Source organism: Synechocystis sp. LEGE 06083 (assembly GCF_015207725.1).
In the GTDB taxonomy this organism is placed as follows: domain Bacteria; phylum Cyanobacteriota; class Cyanobacteriia; order Cyanobacteriales; family Microcystaceae; genus Synechocystis; species Synechocystis salina.
This window is the reverse complement of the sequence record NZ_JADEWJ010000041.1, coordinates 1-18,916: the sequence shown is the minus strand read 5'-3', so window position 1 is coordinate 18,916 and position 18,916 is coordinate 1. Positions and strand designations below refer to the sequence as shown.

Below are 18,916 nucleotides of genomic sequence, written 5' to 3'. Positions count from 1 at the left end.
GAGCAGGGGTGGGGCGGGCCGGAGATGCAGCGCCGGATTTCTCCTGTTTGTGGTGGATTGCTAAAATCTTTTGTTGCTTGGGATCTGACTTATCCTCTTTCGACTCTGGCTTAGCGGCCACTCTAGGCTTCTTTGGTTGCTGGGGGGTGAATTTTTCGGCCGCCGCTTTGATGCGCTCCGCATCGGATTCACTAATGGTACTGCTGTGACTTTTGGCGGCCACGTTGAGCCGTTCGCAGATGTCTAAAATATCTCGATTCTCCAGATTTAATTCTTTTGATAGGTCATAAATTCTGACTTTGGCGTTGTTCATCCACTGTCCCCCTGACTAATGATCCATAAATTTAATAAGTGACAAATTGGTTTAGGTGAGTGCAAAGACTGGGTGCACAGACAGAGCACTAACTCTTTCCAGGGGAATCGTCCCCGGGAACGCTTTGCGGAGTTGATAAGGTGAAGCCGAGATGGTAGATGGTCTTACTCCTAATGCTAACTAACGATAACTGCCGCTGGGTAAGTTTCGGCAAGGGGCATCCATGGTGGTGGATAGGGAGAGGGTTTATGACAGGGCCTCAGGGAGTGGCGAGAAGACGAGCTTCTAGTTGCTCAAAGAGATGGCTGGGGACTGGGGCTCGGAGGGCCCGCCCCAACAGATTTTTGTGGCGAGCCTTACGCAGACAGTCATGGGTCGGACATAAATAAGCCGATCGCCCCATACCGTGATCTAATTGTACAGTTCGGGATGGATAGACTCTGACAATTCGCCAAAATTGTCGGCGATCGCCTACTTTGCGGCAACTGAGGCAACGACGGTATCCGGGGGCCATGGTCAACGGTGGGCTAGAAATGGTCAGGACAAATTAGCAGAAAGCTGGCATTGTCAATCTTCCCTAGCTTAGCGCTTCTTCATCCCCTAACTCCGGCCCTTGGTCTTGGTCTGATTGCTCCAGTTCTTCTTCCCCCCCGGCGATCGCCTCGGCAGTGGACTCCAATTCTTCTGCTTCTTCCGCTTGGAGGGCGGCCATTTCCGCTTCTAATTTAGCCTGGGCTTCCTGTTCCGCTGCTTCCCGTTCTGCCCTGGCCTGGGCTGAAGCCGCCGCCCGCTCCAAAATAGATTGTTCAATGGCTTCCTTATCCCGGGCATAGGTTTCGGGGTCTTTGATGTCAATTTTCCAACCGGTTAAACGGGCTGCCAAACGGACATTTTGCCCCTCCTTACCGATCGCCAAACTAAGTTGATCCTCTGCCACAATTACCAGGGCATGGCGCTCCTCCGCATGGATGAGGTAAACCTGGTCTACCCGGGCTGGACTAAGGGCCTGGGCAATGTAGGTAGCGGGGTCTGGGGACCAACGGATCACATCAATTTTTTCTCCCCGTAATTCATTGACCACCGCATGGATCCGGGAACCCCGGGCGCCAATGCAAGCCCCCACTGGATCCACGTCCCGCTCCAGGGTATCCACGGCAATTTTAGTGCGGGGCCCTACGGAAGGGGAAGGGGGTTTAGCTTCCCTGGCCACTGCCACGATGCGCACCACTTCTTCTTCAATTTCCGGTACTTCCACACTGAAGAGGTCCACCACCAAACCGGCCGCCGCCCGGGAGACCACCAATTGGGGGCCCCGTTGGGAGCCTTCCCGTACCCGTTTGAGATACACCCGGAAAGTGGAGTTAGCCCGGTAATTATCATTGGGCAACTGTTCTCGCTTGGGCAATTCCGCTTCCACTTCTGGCTGGCCAAAACTACTCTGCACTGCCACAATGATCGATTGGCGCTCAAACCGGAGGGCCCGGGCATTGAGCACTGACCCCTCCAGATCTTGGAATTCTTCTTGGATAATTTTTCGTTGTTGATCCCGCAGTTTTTGCAGTAGCACCTGCTTAGTTTGGATGGCGGCCATGCGCCCAAAGTCTTTCTGCTCCGGGGTCACATCCAACACCACTTCGTCCCCCAGTTGGGCTTCTTGGGCCACTTCTAGTACTTCCTTGAGGGAAATTTGTTGGTCAGAATTTTCCACTTCCTCCACAATGCGCTTGGTGGAAAGCACCCGAAAACCCTCTTCCTCCGTGTCTAGTTCCACTTCAAAGTTATTGAAATATTCTTCGGGGAATTGGTGCCCCATCAACTGAGATCGCCGAAAACGTTCGTAGCCCTTCAATAAAGCTTCCCGTAGGGCTTCTTCCACCGCCGTGGTGGGCAAATTATTACGCTTACTAATTTCACTGATCATGGCCGGGAGCCCCGGTAAACTGACAAGAGACATGGAAAATCCTCCAAAATGTTTGCGATAAGGCTCTAGGCCGTCCCCAGAGCTAGGCTGGCTAGATTCTGGGGTCAATCAATGGGGTAGCTGCACCGTTAACCCCGCTGCCAAAGGAATAGCTACGGTTCTCCCCCTAATGCTCAAGTACACCGCCTCTCCATCTCGCCCCTGTAAACTCCCCTGCCACTGACTTTGACCCTGGTGGGGATTGTCACTGGTAACCATCACTTCAAACCCTTTAAAGGCAATAAAATCTCGCTCCGTGGCGAGGTAGGGGGAAATGCCTGGGCTAGAAACTTCCAACACGTAGGCGCTGGCTATCAAACTGCTTTCCTCCAATTGGGCTTCAAAGCTCCGACTAAAGGCTTCACAGTCATTTAGGCTAGTATCCTGCTGGAGATTACGGACATCAATCCGCAACACCGGTGGACGTTTATTGGTTTGGAACACCGCATCCGTCACTTCCAGCCCCAAATCCTCAGCAATGGGCTGTGCTAATGCAAGAATGTCGGGAATTACGGGATGGGTCATTGAATACAATTGGGCATAAAAAAAGCGGGGGACACCCACTTCTGGAAAAAAGTCCAAGATTGGGGCAGACCGCACCGTTGCGTATCTACTCTCCGTCTAGTTTAGCAAATCTTCGTTGCCATCAGACCGAATCTCCCCAGTCCCTAATTGATCGCCTTACCTCATTCCCTTTTGCCAGTGACGATATAGGAAACCCGTTGGGCAATGTTAGTGGCATGGTCGGCCATTCTTTCCAGGTGGCGGATAACTAGAGCCATGAGCAAAATAGGTTCCACCACTCCTTTGATATCCCGCTGAAAGGCGAGGGTTTTATAAAGGCGATCGTAGGCATCGTCCACCACATCGTCCATTTTTTTGACAATTTCCCCAGCATTAGGGTCTAGCTGGGTGAGGCAAACGAGGCTTTGGTCTAACATGTGTTGGGCTTGCCAGGCCATGGCGGCAATGTCGTCCATACAGGGATGGGGCGGATAACGGGTCAACTTCATGGCAATTTCCCCCAAATCCTGGGCATAGTCGCCAATTCTTTCTAAGTCCCGCACCAATTGCATAATGGCGCTGAGTAGGCGTAAATCTTGGGCCACGGGGGCCTGGAGGGTGAGAAAACTGGCGCATTCCTGTTCAATGTGGCGGTAGAGGCGATCAATTTCCTTTTCCAATTCGACAATTTTGAGGGGAGTTTCCAATCTATTCTCAAACAAGGCCTGGTGACTCATGCGGAAGGATTCCTCCACCAAAGCTCCCATGCGGAGTACGTCCTGCTCCACCCGCTTGAGGGCTTGCTCAAAATAACTACGTTCGGGATTGTTAATCTGTTGGGATAAACTGGCGGCCATGGCGGGAATGGGGATGGAGAGAGCAATGGAAACAACTGGGAGCGGGGACGGAGCCTCAAGTCTGCCTAACTATCTAATTTTGGTGAAAAGTCCTGATTTTAATGGGTCAATGTAAGGGGCAGCATGGGACTTTACCAAGGGATTCTTTGCAAACAAACTATTGAGCTTTATTCAGGAAGAACAGCATGCCCAAATCCGTCGTTAATTTTAGGTTGAACGGCCAAGCCATGGCTCGGCTAGCTCCCCCATTGAGAATAGGTGTGTTCATTTTACTGTTGGCCATTGCCTGGTTGCCGTTTTTGCTGCCCCTATCCCTGGCGATCGCCGATGCCAATTTGCGTTCCATTGTGGTGATGGGGATTTTATTTTTAATTTTCCTCGTCCTGCTAATTTTTTGGAGTCATTGGTGTTACCAAACGCCGCTGTCCCTAAGGGCTTATGGGGAGTATGGTTTGGGCTGGAACCGCCGCCAGGGAGTGGAGTTATTACAAGGGCTGGGGCTGGGTTTTGGTTTTACGTTCGGTTTGTTTATCATCCAGGCGTTGTTGGGGTGGGCGGTGCTGGAACCCGCTGGCGATCGCCTCTGGGCAATTATCCTACAGGGGAGCCTCACGGGGCTGGGAGTGGCCCTGGCGGAGGAGTTATTTTTTCGGGGCTGGTTGCTGAAGGAGTTGGAACAGGGTTACAGCAGGGGAGTTTCCCTGGGCAGTAATGCCATCATTTTTGCCGTGCTCCATTTTCTTAAGCCCCTGGGGGAAGTAATCCGCACCCTACCCCAATTTCCTGCTTTGGTGTTGTTGGGTTTGAGCTTGGTGGTCACGAAACACCGCCACGGCGATCGCCTGGGGCATTGCATTGGTCTCCACGGAGGATTGGTCTGGGCCTATTACATTGTCAATGTGGGGCAATTGGTCAGCTATACCGATAGGGTACCGGCCTGGGTAACGGGCATTGATCAAAATCCCCTCTCCGGGGTGATGGGCATTGCCGGTTTATCCCTTTTACTCTTGCTGGTGAGCCGGGGACACAAAGCTTCGGTTTAAACGGACTGGGCCTTAATTCCGGTAACGAATTGCCGCAACTTCAATAAACTCACCGTCTGGCCCAAATTTAAGGGCAAAAGGGAAATGCCCTCCAAGCGGGATTGTACCCAGCCATCGCCCCAGTACCATTCATGGAAACCGTCAATGGCCCCACTGAGTATGAGGCGTAAATGGTCGTCCCCCACCCGGTCCACCGTTTGGGTTAGCGTGGCGAAACCAATGCCAGTGTGGAGCGTCACACCGGGGACGAGACGTTCCGGTAAACCTTCCCCCAGGGGGAGGGGCGCTAACCATTGCCGCAGTTGGGGAATTTTGGTTAAGCTGTCCCGAATTACCGGCGCCGCCGCTTCTACTTCAAGGCGGAGTTGGCTATGTTGAAAATTTCCCAGCATGGCGAGTGTGAGTTCAGTTAATGCATTGAACAGATCAAACTGTCCCCAGCTTAACGAGAAACCAGTCCAAAGCAAGGAATCAATACTTTCTGGCAACAATATATTCGGCGATCGCCTGGAGAGGCTGGGCGGCGGGGCCAAAGGGTTCCAGGGCGGCAATGGCTTGGTCAATCAGACTTTGGGCCTGGGCCCGGGAAGCTTCCAAACCGAGCAGACTGGGATAGGTAGCCTTTTGGGCTTTGACATCTTTACCGGCGGTTTTACCCAATTCTTCCTGGGTGGCAGTAATGTCGAGGATGTCATCCACCACCTGAAAAGCCAAACCAATGTTTTGAGCATAGCGAGCCAATCTCTGTTGTTGCTCCCCACTGGCCCCCGCCAAAATCGCCCCCGTGAGCACGGAAGCTTCCAGTAACGCTCCGGTTTTATGGGTATGGATAAAAGTTAAAGTTTCCGGCGTAATATCTGTGCGTCCCTCCGATTCCAGATCTAGGACTTGACCCCCCACTAAACCGGCAGCCCCCACGGTACGACCTAAACGGGCAATGACCTGGAGCAAAGCTTGGGGATCGGCTTGGGGAGTATGGGTGACTACATACTCAAACGCATAGGCCAGCAGTCCATCCCCGGCCAAAATGGCAATGTCTTCCCCGTACACTTTGTGGTTAGTGGGTTTCCCCCGGCGAAAATCGTCATTATCCATGGAGGGCAGATCGTCATGGATGAGGGACATGGTATGAATCATTTCCAGGGCACAGGCCGTGGGCAGGGCCAGGGCTTCATCGCCGCCACATAGTTCACAGGCCGTAATACATAAAATAGGGCGCAGTCGTTTTCCCCCCGCCAACAGGGAGTAGCGCATAGCTTCGTAAATCTTTTCGGGGCGGGCGATCGCCAGGGAACTATCTAGGGCTGCCTCGACCACGCCTTTTTTAATTTGTAAGTATTGGGCTAAATCAAAGTCGGTTCGTGTTTGTTGGGCAACCATACTGTCACTGGATACTGAATAACGGTGTTGGGCAATGGCCGGGGACGGCACCTACGGCCCATTTTACAGGTAGGGGTGATGGAAGAAACCTAGGATAGGGCGCGAATGGCTTCCAACAGGCCCCGGGCCTTATTGAGGGTTTCTTCGTACTCTTTTTGGGGATCGGAATCCGCCACAATGCCCGCTCCGGCCTGCACCGATACCCGATGGGTTCCATCCGCCTGTTCCTGGACCACCATGGTACGAATGGCGATCGCCGTGTTTAATTGCCCTTCAAAATCGTAATAGCCATACACTCCAGAGTAGGGACCCCGCCGTTCCGGTTCCAGTTCATTAATAATTTCCATGGCTCGGATTTTGGGTGCACCACTGACAGTGCCAGCGGGAAAACAGGCCTTCAACAGATCCCAGGCCGTTTTATCGGCAGCCATTTCCCCAATGACGTTGCTAACAATGTGCATAACGTGGGAGTAACGCTCAATCACCATCAATTCATTGACCTTAACGGAACCCTGCACACAGACTCGCCCCAGATCGTTACGGCCTAAATCCACCAGCATGACGTGTTCAGCAATTTCCTTGGGATCGTTGAGCAATTCTTCCGCTAACTGTTCATCTTCTAGGTGGGTTGTGCCCCTGGGTCTAGTACCCGCAATAGGCCTAACCGTCGCCACGAGTTTCCCGTCCGGTTGCCGTTCCGCCTTCACCATTACCTCCGGGCTGGAGCCAATAATTTGCCAATGGCCAAAGTTGTAATAGGCCATGTAGGGGGAAGGGTTAATCAGCCTGAGGGAACGATACAGCTTAAACGGATCATCCCGATAAATGGTGGAGAGCCTTTGGGAGAGCACCACTTGGAAAATGTCTCCCGCAGTAATGTAATCCTTGGCAGTGGTCACTTCCTCTAAAAATTTGCCTCGTTCCGTATTGCTGCCGTAGTGCAGTTCTTTGCCCTGGAGCTGCCCTGGACTCAATAACTCGAGGGGAGTGGCATCGGGGGGCAGGGGCAGTTGCAATTGCAGAACCAATTTGGTCACCCGTTGACAGGCCGCTTGGTAGGCGGCTTCCAGGTCCACATTCTCTCCCCGCAGATCCGCAAAGGCGATCGCCCAAATTTTGCGTTTTACCTGGTCAAAAATCAGCAGATGATCCACCTGCATCCAAATGCCGTCCGGTAGGTCTTCGGGCTGGGGTTCATAAACGGGAACTCTGGGTTCCATCCAACGAATCAACTCATAGCCCCAAACCCCAAAAAGCCCACCAATGCCCGGAGGTAGCTGGGGTAAATTCACCGGGCGGATGGATTCCAAACATTGGGACAAAATATCTAGGGGATTGCCGGCAAATGTCTGCTTCTGGCCATCCCGCCAAACTAAATTGGTTACCATCCCCCTGGCTTCCAATACCCACATTGGGTCACAACCAAGGAAGCTATAGCGGCCAATATTTTCTCCCCCTTCCACCGACTCCAGCAGGAAATTGTAGGGTTGGGTGGAGCAAACTTTATACCAAGCAGAAACTGGTGTTTCTAAATCCGCCACCCATTCTTGATACACCGGAATAAAATTACCGTGTTGGGCGAGTTCAGTGAAGTGAGAAAACCCAGGGGAAATCATAAAACCTTTGCCAACAGTGAAAGAGCGAACTGTCAAAGGTGCAGTGGTGCCTTTAACAAATTCGCCCGTTAGTTAAACTTCTGCCAATTGTGCAAGTTCCGCAAGCAAATATCGCCAGGAACTAAACCTCGTAGGGGGTTTTACCGGAGAACTTGATGGTTACAGGTTCTGGGTTTTGGCCAATGCGGCGGGTTTTGGTACCTTGGGCTTCCCGACCTTCGTTGACTTTTTCAGGGAAAACGCCATCGGCGGGGTGCAGGTATTGAACTTCACCGCTGGGATAAACACGGTAAATTTTGTAGTCTTGAATTTTGGGTTTAAATTTTGTCCGTAGCTGGGTTCCGAGGGCTAAACATTGTTCTTTGCGGGCTAGATAAAGGAGATTTTCCCCTTCATTCATAATTGCCGCGCCGCCGGTGGGCATTTCAAAAACTTGTTCAGAGGCGCTGGTCCAGGTGATGGCATACTTTTCTTCCCGGTTGGCCTTGGAGAGAAGTCCACCAGTGCTGCCACCGAATTTAGGCGGTTGTCCAGAGAGTTCTGTCATAGGGATGAAAATGGAATTTCATAAGGTATTTTAGGGAATCCTACCACTGACCTACGGTTACCATCTGGCTTTGTCAAGAACTGTAACATTTCACCAAATTTTGTCCCCCGCTGCACCGGGTAGCGGATCTCTGCTAGAACCCCTAGTAGGTTGGTGTAATCAAGATAGAATCATAGGAGTTTTGGCAAGGAGATTATGGGGACTTCTGTGTCCAATCCGACAGCGATTTTACAGACCCTGCAGGGTTTTCTGCGGAAATGGTGGTCTGAGTTTAACCTGCAAACTCGGTTGATGGCGGCGGCCACCCTGGTGGTGTCCCTATTGATGAGTGGGCTAACTTTTTGGGCAGTAAATACAATCCAAGAGGATGCTCAATTGGTGGATACCCGTTTTGGCCGGGATGTGGGTTTGTTGTTGGCGGCCAATGTTGCCCCAATGATTGCCGATAAAAATTTGACGGAAGTGGCCCGGTTTTCCAGTCGCTTTTACGAAAATACTTCTAACATCCGTTACATGATCTATGCTGACCCCTCCGGCAAGATCTTTTTTGGCATTCCATATTCCGAAGAAACCGTCCAAAACTCCCTCACCCTAGAGCGGCGCATCGAATTACCCCAGATTGATCCCCATAACTTTGACCAGCCTTTTGTGCGGCAACACCACACTCCCAATGGCGATGTCACCGATGTCTTCATTCCCCTGCAATACCAGGGCAAATCCCTCGGAGTTTTGGCGATCGGGATCAACCCCAACCCCGCTGCGGTCAACTCTTCCAACTTGACCAGGGATGTGACCATTGCTGTTTTTATTTCCATCTGGGTGATGGTAATTCTCGGGGCTGTATTCAATGCCCTCACCATTACCCAACCGATTAAGGAATTATTGCTTGGGGTAAAGAACATCGCCGCCGGTAACTTTAAGCAGAGAATCACCCTGCCCTTCGGGGGGGAATTGGGGGAATTAATTGTTAACTTCAACGAGATGGCGGAGAGGCTAGAGCGCTATGAAGCCCAAAACATTGAAGAGTTGACTGCGGAAAAAGCCAAACTGGACACCCTGGTTTCCACGATCGCCGATGGGGCCATGTTAGTGGACACCAACTTGGAACTATTGTTGGTCAATCCCACTGCCCGCCGCCTATTTGCCTGGGAAAATAAGCCCATCATTGGCGAGAATCTACTGGAAAATTTACCCCCAGAAATCACGGCCCAACTGACCCAACCCCTGAGAGAATTGGCTGCTGACCAGGGAAGCTTGCTGTTTGCCCCCGGCCATGGGCCTCAAGAAAAAGAGGAGGATAAAACCTATGCCCCGGAAGAATTTCGCATTAGCCTCACCCAACCGTTTCCCCGCACCATTCGTCTGATGTTGACCCAGGTGTTGGATCAAAACAGGGAAAATTTACGGGGCATTGTCATGACGGTGCAGGACATTACCAGGGAAGTGGAATTAAATGAAGCCAAAAGTCAGTTCATCAGTAATGTTTCCCACGAACTGCGTACCCCCCTATTCAACATCAAATCCTTCATTGAAACCCTGAGCGAGTTTGGGGAAGATTTGAGTGAAGTGGAGCGGAAGGAATTTCTAGAAACTGCCAACCACGAAACCGATCGCCTGAGCCGGTTGGTCAACGATGTGTTGGATTTATCCCGGCTGGAATCCTCAAAAATTTACCAGTTGGATGCGGTGGATCTGCACCAATTAATTGAGCAAAGTTTACGTAGTTACCAACTCAATGCCAAGGATAAACAACTACAGTTAGAAAAAATCTTGGATCCGGATCTACCCCTGGCCCTGGGCAACTACGACCTACTCCTGCAGGTAATGACCAATTTAATTGGTAATTCCTTTAAATTCACTAAAGCCGGGGGGAAAATCATTGTGCGGGCCTATGCTCTCCACCGCAGTAACCTCAGGGCAGAAGATGGCCCAGGACTAGTCCGGGTGGAAATTTCCGACACTGGCATTGGCATCGACCCAGAGGATCAAGCGGCTATTTTTGAGCGTTTCTTTCGGGTGGAAAACCGAGTCCACACCCTGGAAGGTACGGGACTGGGGCTTTCCATTGTCAAAAACATCATTGCCAAACACCAAAGCCAAATTCATTTGGTCAGTGAGGTGGGGGTTGGTACCACCTTTTGGTTTGATCTGGCGGTATATCAATCCATGTTGATGGTGGTGGGCTAGGTTTTTCTTTGGCGACGTTGGTTTAAACGCCAAATTTTTCTCTCTTTAGGCTAGTTTTGTCTTTAACCAAGTTTTTACTTCCTGGGCTGTGCCTGGGGCGAGGAGCACACCATTGCGGTAATGGCCAGTGGCCAAGAGAACATTGTCATAGCCATCCAGAGGGCGGATTACCGGCGCACTTTCCCCCACCGGCCGAGGACGTTTCCCACTCCAATAATTAATAATTTCTGCCCGTTCTAAAAATGGATAATAGGCGATCGCCTGTTGCCAAAGCTTTTCCCTTAGTTCAGTATTAGGCTCTCCGCTGGGACAGTCGGCGGGAAATTCCACGGTGGCCCCCAACCAAAATTGGCCATTGGCAAGGGGGACGAGGTGAATATCTTCTGTAGTCAAGACCGATCGCCAAGGGGAATGGTGCAGGGGATTATCGGCGTCGGCAAATTGTAGTAGGAAAGCTTGGCCAATCACTGGCTGTAACTGCAATAGTGAATTTTTACCATTTGCGGTCCCTACTAGGGGATCACTGCCTAGGCCGGCGGTGACGATAACGTAGTCCACCGGAAAATCATCCTGGCTAGTGGGCAAACTCTGGCAATGTTTACTAACAGTAGCCGGAGGCAGAGAATGAACAGTTTGCTGGAAATGGCAACGCACTCCCCGTTGTTGGGCTGCTTCAATCAAACTTTGGGTGAGAGCTTGGGGCTGAATTTGCCAATCCCAGGGGGAATAGATGGCTCCGGCCATGGCTTCGTAGTCCAAAGACCAGCCCGATAATTTTTGTTCAACTTCTGCCCTAGTCCACAATTCCAGGGGATAGGCCTGACTGCGACGCACAGTTTGCAGTTGTTGCCAGCGGGACCAATCCGCTTCCAGCAAGATTTTTACTAAGCCTTGGCGATCGCCGGGAATGGCCTTGCCTGTAGCCGCTTCTAGTTCGGGTAAAAGGGTGCGGTATCTCTGTAAACTCTGTTCCCGCAAGCGCCAACCCCTGCCCTTGGTTTTCTGACTAATGACCGCCATCAAAATGCCTAAGGCTGCTCCAGTAGCTCCTTGGGCTGGTGCCTGGGCATCAAACAGGTCAATGGTTAACCCTGGCAATCCACTAAGCTCGTAGGCGATGGTGGCCCCCACCACCCCAGCTCCGACAATAGCTACTTTTGGCATTGGCGAACTTTGTTGATGCTGAAAATTTGATCATAGGGGAAAATTTCAAGTTTTGCTCTCACTCTAAAAGAGCTTGTACCCCGTCTCCCAGAAAATAATTGCCTCCTATCCCGGCGACGGTAATAAATTTTTCGACATATTTTTAGTTTCTAGAATTCTTTAATCTGTAAATTCTAGACTCATAAAGTTCAGATATTTAGCATTCTAGGTATCTAGACTAAAAAGCAACAAAGTTGCTAAAATATTTTAAACCAAGAAATCTAGTAACTAAGTTAACCAAAATTAAAGTAATGCTAAATTCTAGCACTGTAAACTCCATGGGCAAAATTAGCAAAAATTTTTCCACCAAACAGACCACCATCCGCCTGGAGAGCAAGCTTATGGAGCGGATTGGTAAGCTCTGTGCCAAGGAAGGTTTGAGCAGAGAAGTTTTATTTGAGGCTTTATTTGAGCACTATCTGGAAGACAAAGAGGCCTGGGCCGCCATTCTGGAACAGGCGAAACAAAAGGCTGAATTTCGCCAGGCGATCGCCAACCATAAGCGAGCAAAAACGATGATGGAAAAGTTTGGCTAAGAAAATTAGGATAATTACCAAGATTTTTTCCATAAACTGGGAAATTTAAAGTAGATCCGCCAGAATATCGGTGATTTGAGCCTGGTGCTGGTGGCGGTTATCGTCGTAAATCATCAGGGTATTTAAATTGCTGTGGCGACTTAGTTTTTGCACTTTGCGAGTGTCACCATTGGTAGCTTCTAGGGCGGCGGTGATGGCGCTGTGGCGTACTCGGTGGGGACTCATAACTTTATTGATCCCGGCGGATTCTGCACTGGTGCGGACGATGTTATAGATGGCATTACCACTGAGGCGATGGCCAAAAGTTGCCCGGTCGAGGGTGCAAAATAGGGGCTCATTTTTAGGGCGGGGCCCAATGGCAGTTAACCATTGGTTAATTAAAGCAATGCCTTTAGTGCTGAGGGTGATAGCCTGTTTGCCTAATTTTCCCTTGCCTTTAATGAGTAATTGACGCTCCGTTGGCTGATAGTCCCCCAGGTTAAGACCGCAAACTTCCGCTCTTCGGAGGGCATTGTCCCAGAGCAAACGCAGAATGGCTAAATCCCGCTTACCTTTGAGGGAATCAGGGGCAATGTGGTCGGTGATTTGCTTGAAGGAAGTGGGGCTAACGCCGGTGGTGTCCCGATAGGTTTCTGCTTTTAAACCTTCCACATCTTCCAGGGTATATTGACATTTGCCTACCCGACGGGCGTAGTTTACCAAGCTTTTGATCGCCGCCAATCGCACATTAATGGTGGCTGGTTTCAATTCCCTTTCTAATAATTCCGCTCGATAGCGTAAAACCATGGCGATCGCCTCGAAATGATCCAAGCTCAAAAACCAGGCAATGACATCTGGGGACGGTTCTTCCCCGGCCATGGTGAGGAAAAAATCCTTTAACGCTTTGGCATATGTTCTCCGGGTATTGGGGGATCTTTTATCCCGCAGTAGTTCTTCGAGGATGTTTTGGTTAAGCCCAGATAAATTGGTAGGGGAAGGGAGAAACATAGGGGGAAAGTTGTTGTTTTATTCTTGCTCTTTAACCATCAGGTAAAGTTCTATAACTTGACGGCAGTCGTGGTACCCACTCTGATCCGTTACCCTAAAAGCAGAAAAGGAAAGGCCGCAAACTCTCCCTTTCCAACCAAAATTTGAACTTTAAAGGAGGTGTAACCCATGACTGAAATGGATAGCCCAAGGTTTTATGATTTGTTTCGTAAGGTAGCCAGCTTAGAAAAGCGATTAACGAAGCTAGAGGATGGACATCAACAGCTAGATAACATTCTTGATCCAAGCGGTTGGATAGGGGAAGCATTTGATTTGCAGGAGCAAGACCTGGAAGCTATCAAAGCTGAGATTAAAGGATTACAGGCAGAAGTTAATGGCAAGTTAGATGTGATTCTGAGTCACCTAACCGGACTGAGCAAAGACTAACAGTAAGCATTGTTAAACCACTATCACCCTGGCCAAAGCCGGGGATTTTTATTTGGGGGAGTGTCAAAAAAATAAAAAAATTAGGCGATCGCCAATTTGGGCAACCATTCTTGAAGTCGCTCCAAGGCTGATTGTGAAAGTAAAGACTTTAGTTTCTGAAAATCATCGGGGCTAATTGTCTTAACTCCCAAAAGCTCTACGGCGATCACATTCCTGTTTTGGTCATAGTCAACAATAATGCCGTCTGCAATTTCTTCAGAGTCAATCCCAGGTTGATCTGCCAGCCGAAAATAGGCTGAATCAACTTCTGGGTCATATTCGATATTGTTCATTATTTACCTCTGGTTTATGGTGAAAATCAAGGATGCGGAAACATCCATTATCACATCCTTAGTATAAGATAGTCCCCGGACAGTCAAGGTTCCAGCCCACTAAATCCATACCAGAGCAAGGCTAGGGGTAGAATTGCCAGGAAAGAGAATTATCCCCCCTTTAATTGTTCGCCCATGGCCATCGTTATCAATTACCGTTTCCCGATCGCCGTCCTTGGGGCCTGCCTATGCCTCTCGGCGATCGCCCCTGCCGAAGCTGTGCCCCTGCAGTCTCCTATGTTGGTTAGCCAAACCCAATTGCTACCACCGCCCCCCACCAGCCCTAATCCAGTGCCTGACCCCAGTGCGTTGAGCTTCACCCCCAATGCCACTTCCTACCGGGTGATGGCCCTAGTAACCTCTCCAGTGCAGGAACAACAGGTTAAAGCCGCCTATCCTGGGGCCTTTTTCACCACCTTCAATGGGCAACGGCTATTGCAAATTGGTAGTTTTAGTGACCCCCTTAACGCCCAACAGGCGGCCTTGAGTTTGCAAAATTTGGGACTAGAAACGGTAATCAATCCCTAGGTTGGTAAACTGTTCCATCCTTCAATTCCCTGGAAGGCGATCGCCTGTTATCAGTTAAAGGTCAACTATGTATCAGCTAGTGATTATCGGGGCCAGTCCAGAGGGGTTAGCGGCGGCCCATAGCTGCGTTGAACAATATCCCGCGGCGAGAATTGCCCTAGTCACCCAGGGTTGGGAACGGGGTTGGTCTGGTGATCGCCATGGAGAGTTAGCGGAGGAAAACTTTTGGGAGCAGTTACGTTTGCTAGCGGCCCAGACCGTGGATGTGGTGGTGGGAGAGGGCACTTTTTTAGAAGCAGCAGCAGGATTGCTATATCAAACCGAAGAGCGGACGTTAGAGGGGGAAAATTATTTACTTTCCAGCGGAAAAGTTGATGAAGAAAACTTTAATCGTCTCAGTGAAACTCCCCAACGGTGGGCTTTGGTGGGGGCCTTGCCGGAAAATCTGGTTTTAGCCCAGGAGTTAACCAAACAGGGCCATGGGGTCACCATCCTGACTCGCAATAGTCAGCTATTACCGGGGGAAGACTCCGAAATGGCGGCCCTTCTGCAAACCTATTTGGTCAGTTTAGGCATTGAATTTTGGTTTAATTGCCGTAACTTGGTTTCCCATCACAACCAAAGCGATTGCACTTATGGCCTCCAGTTTAACCATGGTTCCGAGGGGGCTAGCCATCACCTCACTGTGGATAACTTACGTTCCAAGGGGCGATCGCCGCAGTACGGTAATTTACTCGCTAACCTGCCGCAATTAAATGACAATGCCAGCCCAAGGCAAAATTGCTACCTAACGGTAAACCCGAACTTGCAAACCGCCCATGGCCAAATTTATGCCTGTGGTGATTGGTTAAAAGGCTACCGTTGCCCCGCCATTGCCCAGCAGGAAGCCAAGTATGTGGTCCACCGAATTTTAGGCCAAGATGCGACCCCCATTAACTACGGTCAAATACCCTTTACCGTTGACCTAGAGCCTGTTTGGTATCGCATCGGCGACCCCACCGCTCTGGACTATGCCCAGAAAATCATCCGGGGCTTTGAACCCTACAGCGACCACTGTGACCTACGGGGAATGTTTAAATTGGCATTGGACTCCCAAGACCGGATTATCAGCGCCCACTGGTTTGGGCAACGGGGCCAGGAAAGTATGTCCTTATTACTACTGGCGATCGCCAAGGGGATTAGCTGGCGGGAATTGCAACCCCTACCCCTGTGGGAAAATTGTCAAACTTTGTACTAAGTTAATGCTTAATATTAACATTCAGCCTCTTAATCATCCAAAAGCTCGTCGCCAAACACAAAATCGCAAAGCCCAACGCCAATAAATCTAAGCCTTCATATTTACTGAAGTCAAAAATAATAATTTTCCTGGCCACGGCAATCATAGCCGTCACAATCACCAGTTCCACTTGGATAACATTATCTTTCAGATAAACGGTGATATTTTCCAACAGTTCTAGGGCGATTAATATATTTAAAAATAAACCAAAAATTTCAATCAAAGTTCGATTAAAAAAACCAAAGGGTTCCCCCCGTAATTCGATAACTAACACCTTAAAGAGGTCGAATACAGCAACAAAAACCACCACCATCAGGCAAATGGCCAGTAATTTAGAAACTAGCTTCTCAAAACTACGTAGCACCGACAAAAATAGTGAGTCTTGATCCGTAGATAATAGTAATCTGATGTATCTCTGGATTGATTTCATGGAGTAGCAATGAGCAATAACAAAGGTCTCGCCATATTTTATCGGCAATGATCAGCCAAAATTTGCCCAGTTTGCAATGATAATTATTTTCTCGACGATCGCCGGAGGGGTGGGGAAGATTACAATGGGGTTAATCCCATAGGAAGAGTGTTATCCGTTACCCGATCAATGTGCCATGAAAATTTACCTCGATTACAGTGCCACCACTCCGCCCCGGCAAGAGGTAAAGGCCGCAGTGCAAAATTTTTTGGATCAAAGTTGGGGCAATCCCGCTAGTCTGCACCATTGGGGGAACCGGGCCGCCCTGGCCCTGGAAACCGCTCGCCTGCAAGTGGCCCAATTGCTCAACGCTGGCCACCCCGACAGTATCGTTTTTACCTCCGGTGGCACCGAAGCTAACCATCTGGCTCTGTTTGGGGTCACCCGCAATTACCCCAGCCCCCAACATTTAATCATTTCCACTGTGGAACACTCGGCGATCGCCGCCCCGGTGCGATGGTTGGAAAACCAAGGTTGGCAAGTAACTCGTCTAGGGGTCAATGCCCAGGGTCGGGTCAATCCGGCCGCACTAGCCGAGGCCATCCAAAGCAATACGGTGCTAATTTCCGTCATCTATGGCCAAAGTGAAGTGGGCACCCTCCAACCCATCGAAGAATTGGGGCGCATTGCCCGACAACGCCATATTCCCTTCCACACCGATGCAGTGCAGGTGGCGGGGCGCTGTCCAGTGGACGTGAAACATTTGCCAGTGGATCTCCTTTCCCTCTCCAGCCACAAACTCTACGGCATCCAAGGCGCTGGCGCTTTATACATCCATCCCGACCTGGCCATTGGCCCTCTGCTCATGGGAGGCGGCCAAGAACAGGGTTTACGATCCGGAACTCCTCCCCTGCCGGCCATTGTTGGTTTGGGGATGGCCGCCGAGTTGGCCCAAGGGGAATTGGCCGAAGAAGTAGCCAGGCTACAAGCTCTGCGGGACCGTTGCTTTGACCTACTGGCCGATTGTGAATTTTTGACCCCCACTGGCGATCGCCTTTATCGGTTGCCCCATCACGTTAGCTTTGTCGTCCAATCCCGTCGCCATTGCACTGCGGGGCTGACAGGAAAACAATTGGTGCGGGCTTTGAATCGGGAAGGCATTGCCATTAGTGCCGGGGCCGCCTGCAATTCCGGTAAACTCAATCCCAGTCCGGTACTGTTGGCCATGGGTTATCAAGAACAGCAGGCCCTAGCTGGTATTCGTCTCACCTTTGGCCGGGAAACCACCATGGCTGATATTGAAACAACGGCCCGGACCATTAAAGAGGTTTTTGCCCAACTTTGTCCCCAGTTAACCGGCATCCAAGGTTAGGGCACTGACTGGATTAATTTGATTTCGACTAGACTACGAAAAATAGTTACTGCCCCCGGCTTGGTAACTAGGCGCAAAGGCCAGTAAAAGGGGAAATTGCAACAGGGCCAAGTCAATTTGTTCTTCTGTTTCATCCACCAGGACCAAGGGCATTTGGCGATCGCCGACTAGTCTTTCTGCCCGCTGAATCAGAGCACTAGCAGATTCAAACAGGACAATGCCCCGCTCTGGGCCAAAATCACTGCGGGAAATACCCAAACAATCCTGTAAACCCCGTCGCCATTCCCCCAAGCGTTCCGGTGTGGCTGCCAAAATTAACGCCCGACAACGATCGCCGTAGAGTTGATTCAAAATGGCGATCGCCGCTGAACCCACCAAAATATTTTGCAAACGACTGTCTAAACTAAGGATGGCGCCCCGGCCACCCAGGGTAAATAACCAATTTTCAATCCGCTCAGCATGGATCGGCTCAAAGGTGCGACGTAATTGCCAAGGGGGTCCGTAATAATCGGGGCGGGTGCGGTACTGTTCCAACAAAGCTTGAATTTGTCGTTTTTGGCTACTGAAACCCTGCTCTGCAAAACTTACCACCGGGGTGGTGTCAGCATTTTCAATAATCGCATCCCCATGGGTAGAGGAAGATTCCCAACTGTCCCCTACTCCCAACTCCAATTGGTCGGCGGCGGAAACCAAATCCTGCAAACTCCCCACCAAATAATCCTTAAAGCCCTGCACCCGGATAGCCAACTCCTGGGAAGCCCCAGCGAAGGTGGTACGCATTTCCTGTTGAATCCGTTCCTGGCGCCGTTCTAACTTCTCAATTTCCTTTTCCAGGGTTGCTCTTTTTTGCACTAATTCCCTGGTGCCTTCTTCCACTAGCTGGGCCATTTCCCGTTGTAATTGCTGGAACTGCTGGCCATACCACTGGGCTTTTTCCCGTTGCAGAGCGGCAATTTCCTTTTCTAGGGCGGTCTTTTGGGCGGTTAAGTCACTCAACGCTGGGGGTTCGGCCTCCAATTGAGCTTCCACCACTGGAGCTATTTCTGCCACTTCCGCCACCATGGCATCCATAGGGGGCAACTCCTCCGAGGGGGAAAGTTCCTCTGCCACTACCCCATCTCCTTCCCGATCTTGCTCCGGTTCATGGGCATCACCATCCTGGCCAACAGCCGCTGGGGTCAGCCAAGCATCAGAAGGAGTTTCTTCGGGAAAATTAGGATTCAATTCTGGGGTCATTCCGGACGTAGGGACTGGAGGGGACAATGGCGCTCAAGACAAGCCTTGAGGGTACCGGGGTCAAAGATAATCGGCAAAAAATGGATGCTCTTGACCTCTTTAAAATAAAACAAAATGGGAGCGGGTTCCCAAAAGATTCGCCAGTTTTGCCACTCTGTGTAGGGG

The 18,916-nt window shown here is 50.5% G+C and carries 22 protein-coding genes; 7 read left to right on the top strand and 15 right to left on the bottom strand.

From position 1 onward, the window contains the following. From IQ219_RS05130 to phoU, 5 genes are all read right to left on the bottom strand, one after another. On the bottom strand, positions 1 to 313 hold a 313-nt coding region (locus IQ219_RS05130), incomplete at its 3' end, for a translation initiation factor IF-2 N-terminal domain-containing protein (RefSeq protein WP_194071923.1). A 259-nt stretch (positions 314 to 572) separates the two neighbouring features. Further along, positions 573 to 827 carry a YlxR family protein gene (locus tag IQ219_RS05125; RefSeq protein ID WP_190597250.1) on the bottom strand — a complete coding sequence of 85 codons (255 nt, stop codon included), beginning with the start codon at positions 825 to 827 and terminating at the stop codon, positions 573 to 575. Between the two features lie 63 nt (positions 828 to 890). Then, complete coding sequence (gene nusA, locus IQ219_RS05120) at positions 891 to 2,267, bottom strand: transcription termination factor NusA (protein ID WP_194071922.1); 1,377 nt, start codon at positions 2,265 to 2,267, stop codon at positions 891 to 893. A 75-nt stretch (positions 2,268 to 2,342) separates the two neighbouring features. Continuing rightward, positions 2,343 to 2,798: a ribosome maturation factor RimP gene (gene rimP, locus IQ219_RS05115; protein ID WP_190597254.1), complete on the bottom strand. Its 456-nt coding sequence runs from the start codon at positions 2,796 to 2,798 to the stop codon at positions 2,343 to 2,345. 161 nt (positions 2,799 to 2,959) lie between these two features. Continuing rightward, positions 2,960 to 3,634, bottom strand: a complete 675-nt coding sequence (gene phoU / locus IQ219_RS05110; protein ID WP_190597256.1) for a phosphate signaling complex protein PhoU — start codon at positions 3,632 to 3,634, stop codon at positions 2,960 to 2,962. A 185-nt stretch (positions 3,635 to 3,819) separates the two neighbouring features. Between phoU and IQ219_RS05105 the strand changes: the two genes are divergently transcribed. Beyond that, entirely contained in the window at positions 3,820 to 4,677 is an 858-nt protein-coding gene (locus tag IQ219_RS05105; protein ID WP_194071921.1) for a CPBP family intramembrane glutamic endopeptidase, read from the top strand. Here the strand turns inward: IQ219_RS05105 and IQ219_RS05100 are convergent. The 4 genes from IQ219_RS05100 to IQ219_RS05085 form a co-directional block, all read right to left on the bottom strand. Next, a complete protein-coding gene (locus tag IQ219_RS05100) occupies positions 4,674 to 5,069 on the bottom strand; it encodes a hypothetical protein (RefSeq protein WP_194071920.1) in 396 nt (131 codons plus the stop codon). The genes IQ219_RS05105 and IQ219_RS05100 overlap by 4 nt on opposite strands. A 79-nt stretch (positions 5,070 to 5,148) precedes the next feature. Further along, positions 5,149 to 6,057 carry a geranylgeranyl diphosphate synthase CrtE gene (gene crtE, locus IQ219_RS05095; protein ID WP_190597262.1) on the bottom strand — a complete coding sequence of 303 codons (909 nt, stop codon included), beginning with the start codon at positions 6,055 to 6,057 and terminating at the stop codon, positions 5,149 to 5,151. An 89-nt stretch (positions 6,058 to 6,146) separates the two neighbouring features. Continuing rightward, positions 6,147 to 7,673, bottom strand: coding sequence for an anthranilate synthase component I (gene trpE / locus IQ219_RS05090; protein WP_194071924.1), 1,527 nt, complete (start codon positions 7,671 to 7,673; stop codon positions 6,147 to 6,149). Between the two features lie 121 nt (positions 7,674 to 7,794). Further along, positions 7,795 to 8,220, bottom strand: a complete 426-nt coding sequence (locus tag IQ219_RS05085; protein ID WP_194071919.1) for a photosystem I reaction center subunit II PsaD — start codon at positions 8,218 to 8,220, stop codon at positions 7,795 to 7,797. Positions 8,221 to 8,415: 195 nt separating this feature from the next. Between IQ219_RS05085 and nblS the strand changes: the two genes are divergently transcribed. Beyond that, positions 8,416 to 10,407, top strand: a complete 1,992-nt coding sequence (nblS, locus tag IQ219_RS05080) for a two-component system sensor histidine kinase NblS (RefSeq protein ID WP_190597266.1) — start codon at positions 8,416 to 8,418, stop codon at positions 10,405 to 10,407. A gap of 45 nt (positions 10,408 to 10,452) precedes the next feature. Here the strand turns inward: nblS and IQ219_RS05075 are convergent, their stop codons facing one another. Beyond that, entirely contained in the window at positions 10,453 to 11,571 is a 1,119-nt protein-coding gene (locus IQ219_RS05075) for an FAD-binding oxidoreductase (RefSeq protein ID WP_194071918.1), read from the bottom strand. Positions 11,572 to 11,888: 317 nt separating this feature from the next. On the opposite strand from IQ219_RS05075, the gene IQ219_RS05070 reads away from it, so the two are divergent. After that, positions 11,889 to 12,146, top strand: coding sequence for a ribbon-helix-helix protein, CopG family (locus IQ219_RS05070; protein WP_228016722.1), 258 nt, complete (start codon positions 11,889 to 11,891; stop codon positions 12,144 to 12,146). Positions 12,147 to 12,191: 45 nt separating this feature from the next. Here IQ219_RS05070 and IQ219_RS05065 read toward each other — a convergent pair whose 3' ends face one another. Then, the gene (locus tag IQ219_RS05065) at positions 12,192 to 13,133 is read right to left on the bottom strand and encodes a tyrosine-type recombinase/integrase (RefSeq protein WP_194071917.1); all 942 of its coding nucleotides are present in this window, start codon (positions 13,131 to 13,133) and stop codon (positions 12,192 to 12,194) included. Between the two features lie 168 nt (positions 13,134 to 13,301). Here IQ219_RS05065 and IQ219_RS05060 point away from each other — a divergent pair, with 168 nt between their 5' ends. Further along, complete coding sequence (locus tag IQ219_RS05060) at positions 13,302 to 13,559, top strand: hypothetical protein (RefSeq protein WP_199309594.1); 258 nt, start codon at positions 13,302 to 13,304, stop codon at positions 13,557 to 13,559. Positions 13,560 to 13,639: 80 nt separating this feature from the next. Here the strand turns inward: IQ219_RS05060 and IQ219_RS05055 are convergent, their stop codons facing one another. After that, on the bottom strand, positions 13,640 to 13,891 hold the full coding sequence (locus IQ219_RS05055) for a DUF2283 domain-containing protein (RefSeq protein WP_190597274.1): 252 nt from the start codon (positions 13,889 to 13,891) through the stop codon (positions 13,640 to 13,642). Between the two features lie 174 nt (positions 13,892 to 14,065). Between IQ219_RS05055 and IQ219_RS05050 the strand changes: the two genes are divergently transcribed. Next, on the top strand, positions 14,066 to 14,458 hold the full coding sequence (locus IQ219_RS05050) for a hypothetical protein (protein ID WP_194071916.1): 393 nt from the start codon (positions 14,066 to 14,068) through the stop codon (positions 14,456 to 14,458). Between the two features lie 67 nt (positions 14,459 to 14,525). Further along, positions 14,526 to 15,695: an FAD-dependent oxidoreductase gene (locus IQ219_RS05045; RefSeq protein ID WP_194071915.1), complete on the top strand. Its 1,170-nt coding sequence runs from the start codon at positions 14,526 to 14,528 to the stop codon at positions 15,693 to 15,695. A gap of 1 nt (position 15,696) precedes the next feature. Here the strand turns inward: IQ219_RS05045 and IQ219_RS05040 are convergent, their stop codons facing one another. Continuing rightward, positions 15,697 to 16,164, bottom strand: coding sequence for a phosphate-starvation-inducible PsiE family protein (locus IQ219_RS05040; RefSeq protein WP_190597279.1), 468 nt, complete (start codon positions 16,162 to 16,164; stop codon positions 15,697 to 15,699). A 175-nt stretch (positions 16,165 to 16,339) separates the two neighbouring features. Here IQ219_RS05040 and IQ219_RS05035 point away from each other — a divergent pair, with 175 nt between their 5' ends. After that, the gene (locus IQ219_RS05035; protein ID WP_194071914.1) at positions 16,340 to 17,515 is read left to right on the top strand and encodes a cysteine desulfurase family protein; all 1,176 of its coding nucleotides are present in this window, start codon (positions 16,340 to 16,342) and stop codon (positions 17,513 to 17,515) included. A gap of 33 nt (positions 17,516 to 17,548) precedes the next feature. Here IQ219_RS05035 and IQ219_RS05030 read toward each other — a convergent pair whose 3' ends face one another. Beyond that, positions 17,549 to 18,751, bottom strand: coding sequence for a DUF3086 domain-containing protein (locus tag IQ219_RS05030; RefSeq protein ID WP_194071913.1), 1,203 nt, complete (start codon positions 18,749 to 18,751; stop codon positions 17,549 to 17,551). Next, the coding region (locus IQ219_RS05025; protein ID WP_194071912.1) for a DUF3119 family protein at positions 18,748 to 18,916 on the bottom strand (169 nt) is incomplete at its 5' end. The genes IQ219_RS05030 and IQ219_RS05025, both read right to left, overlap by 4 nt.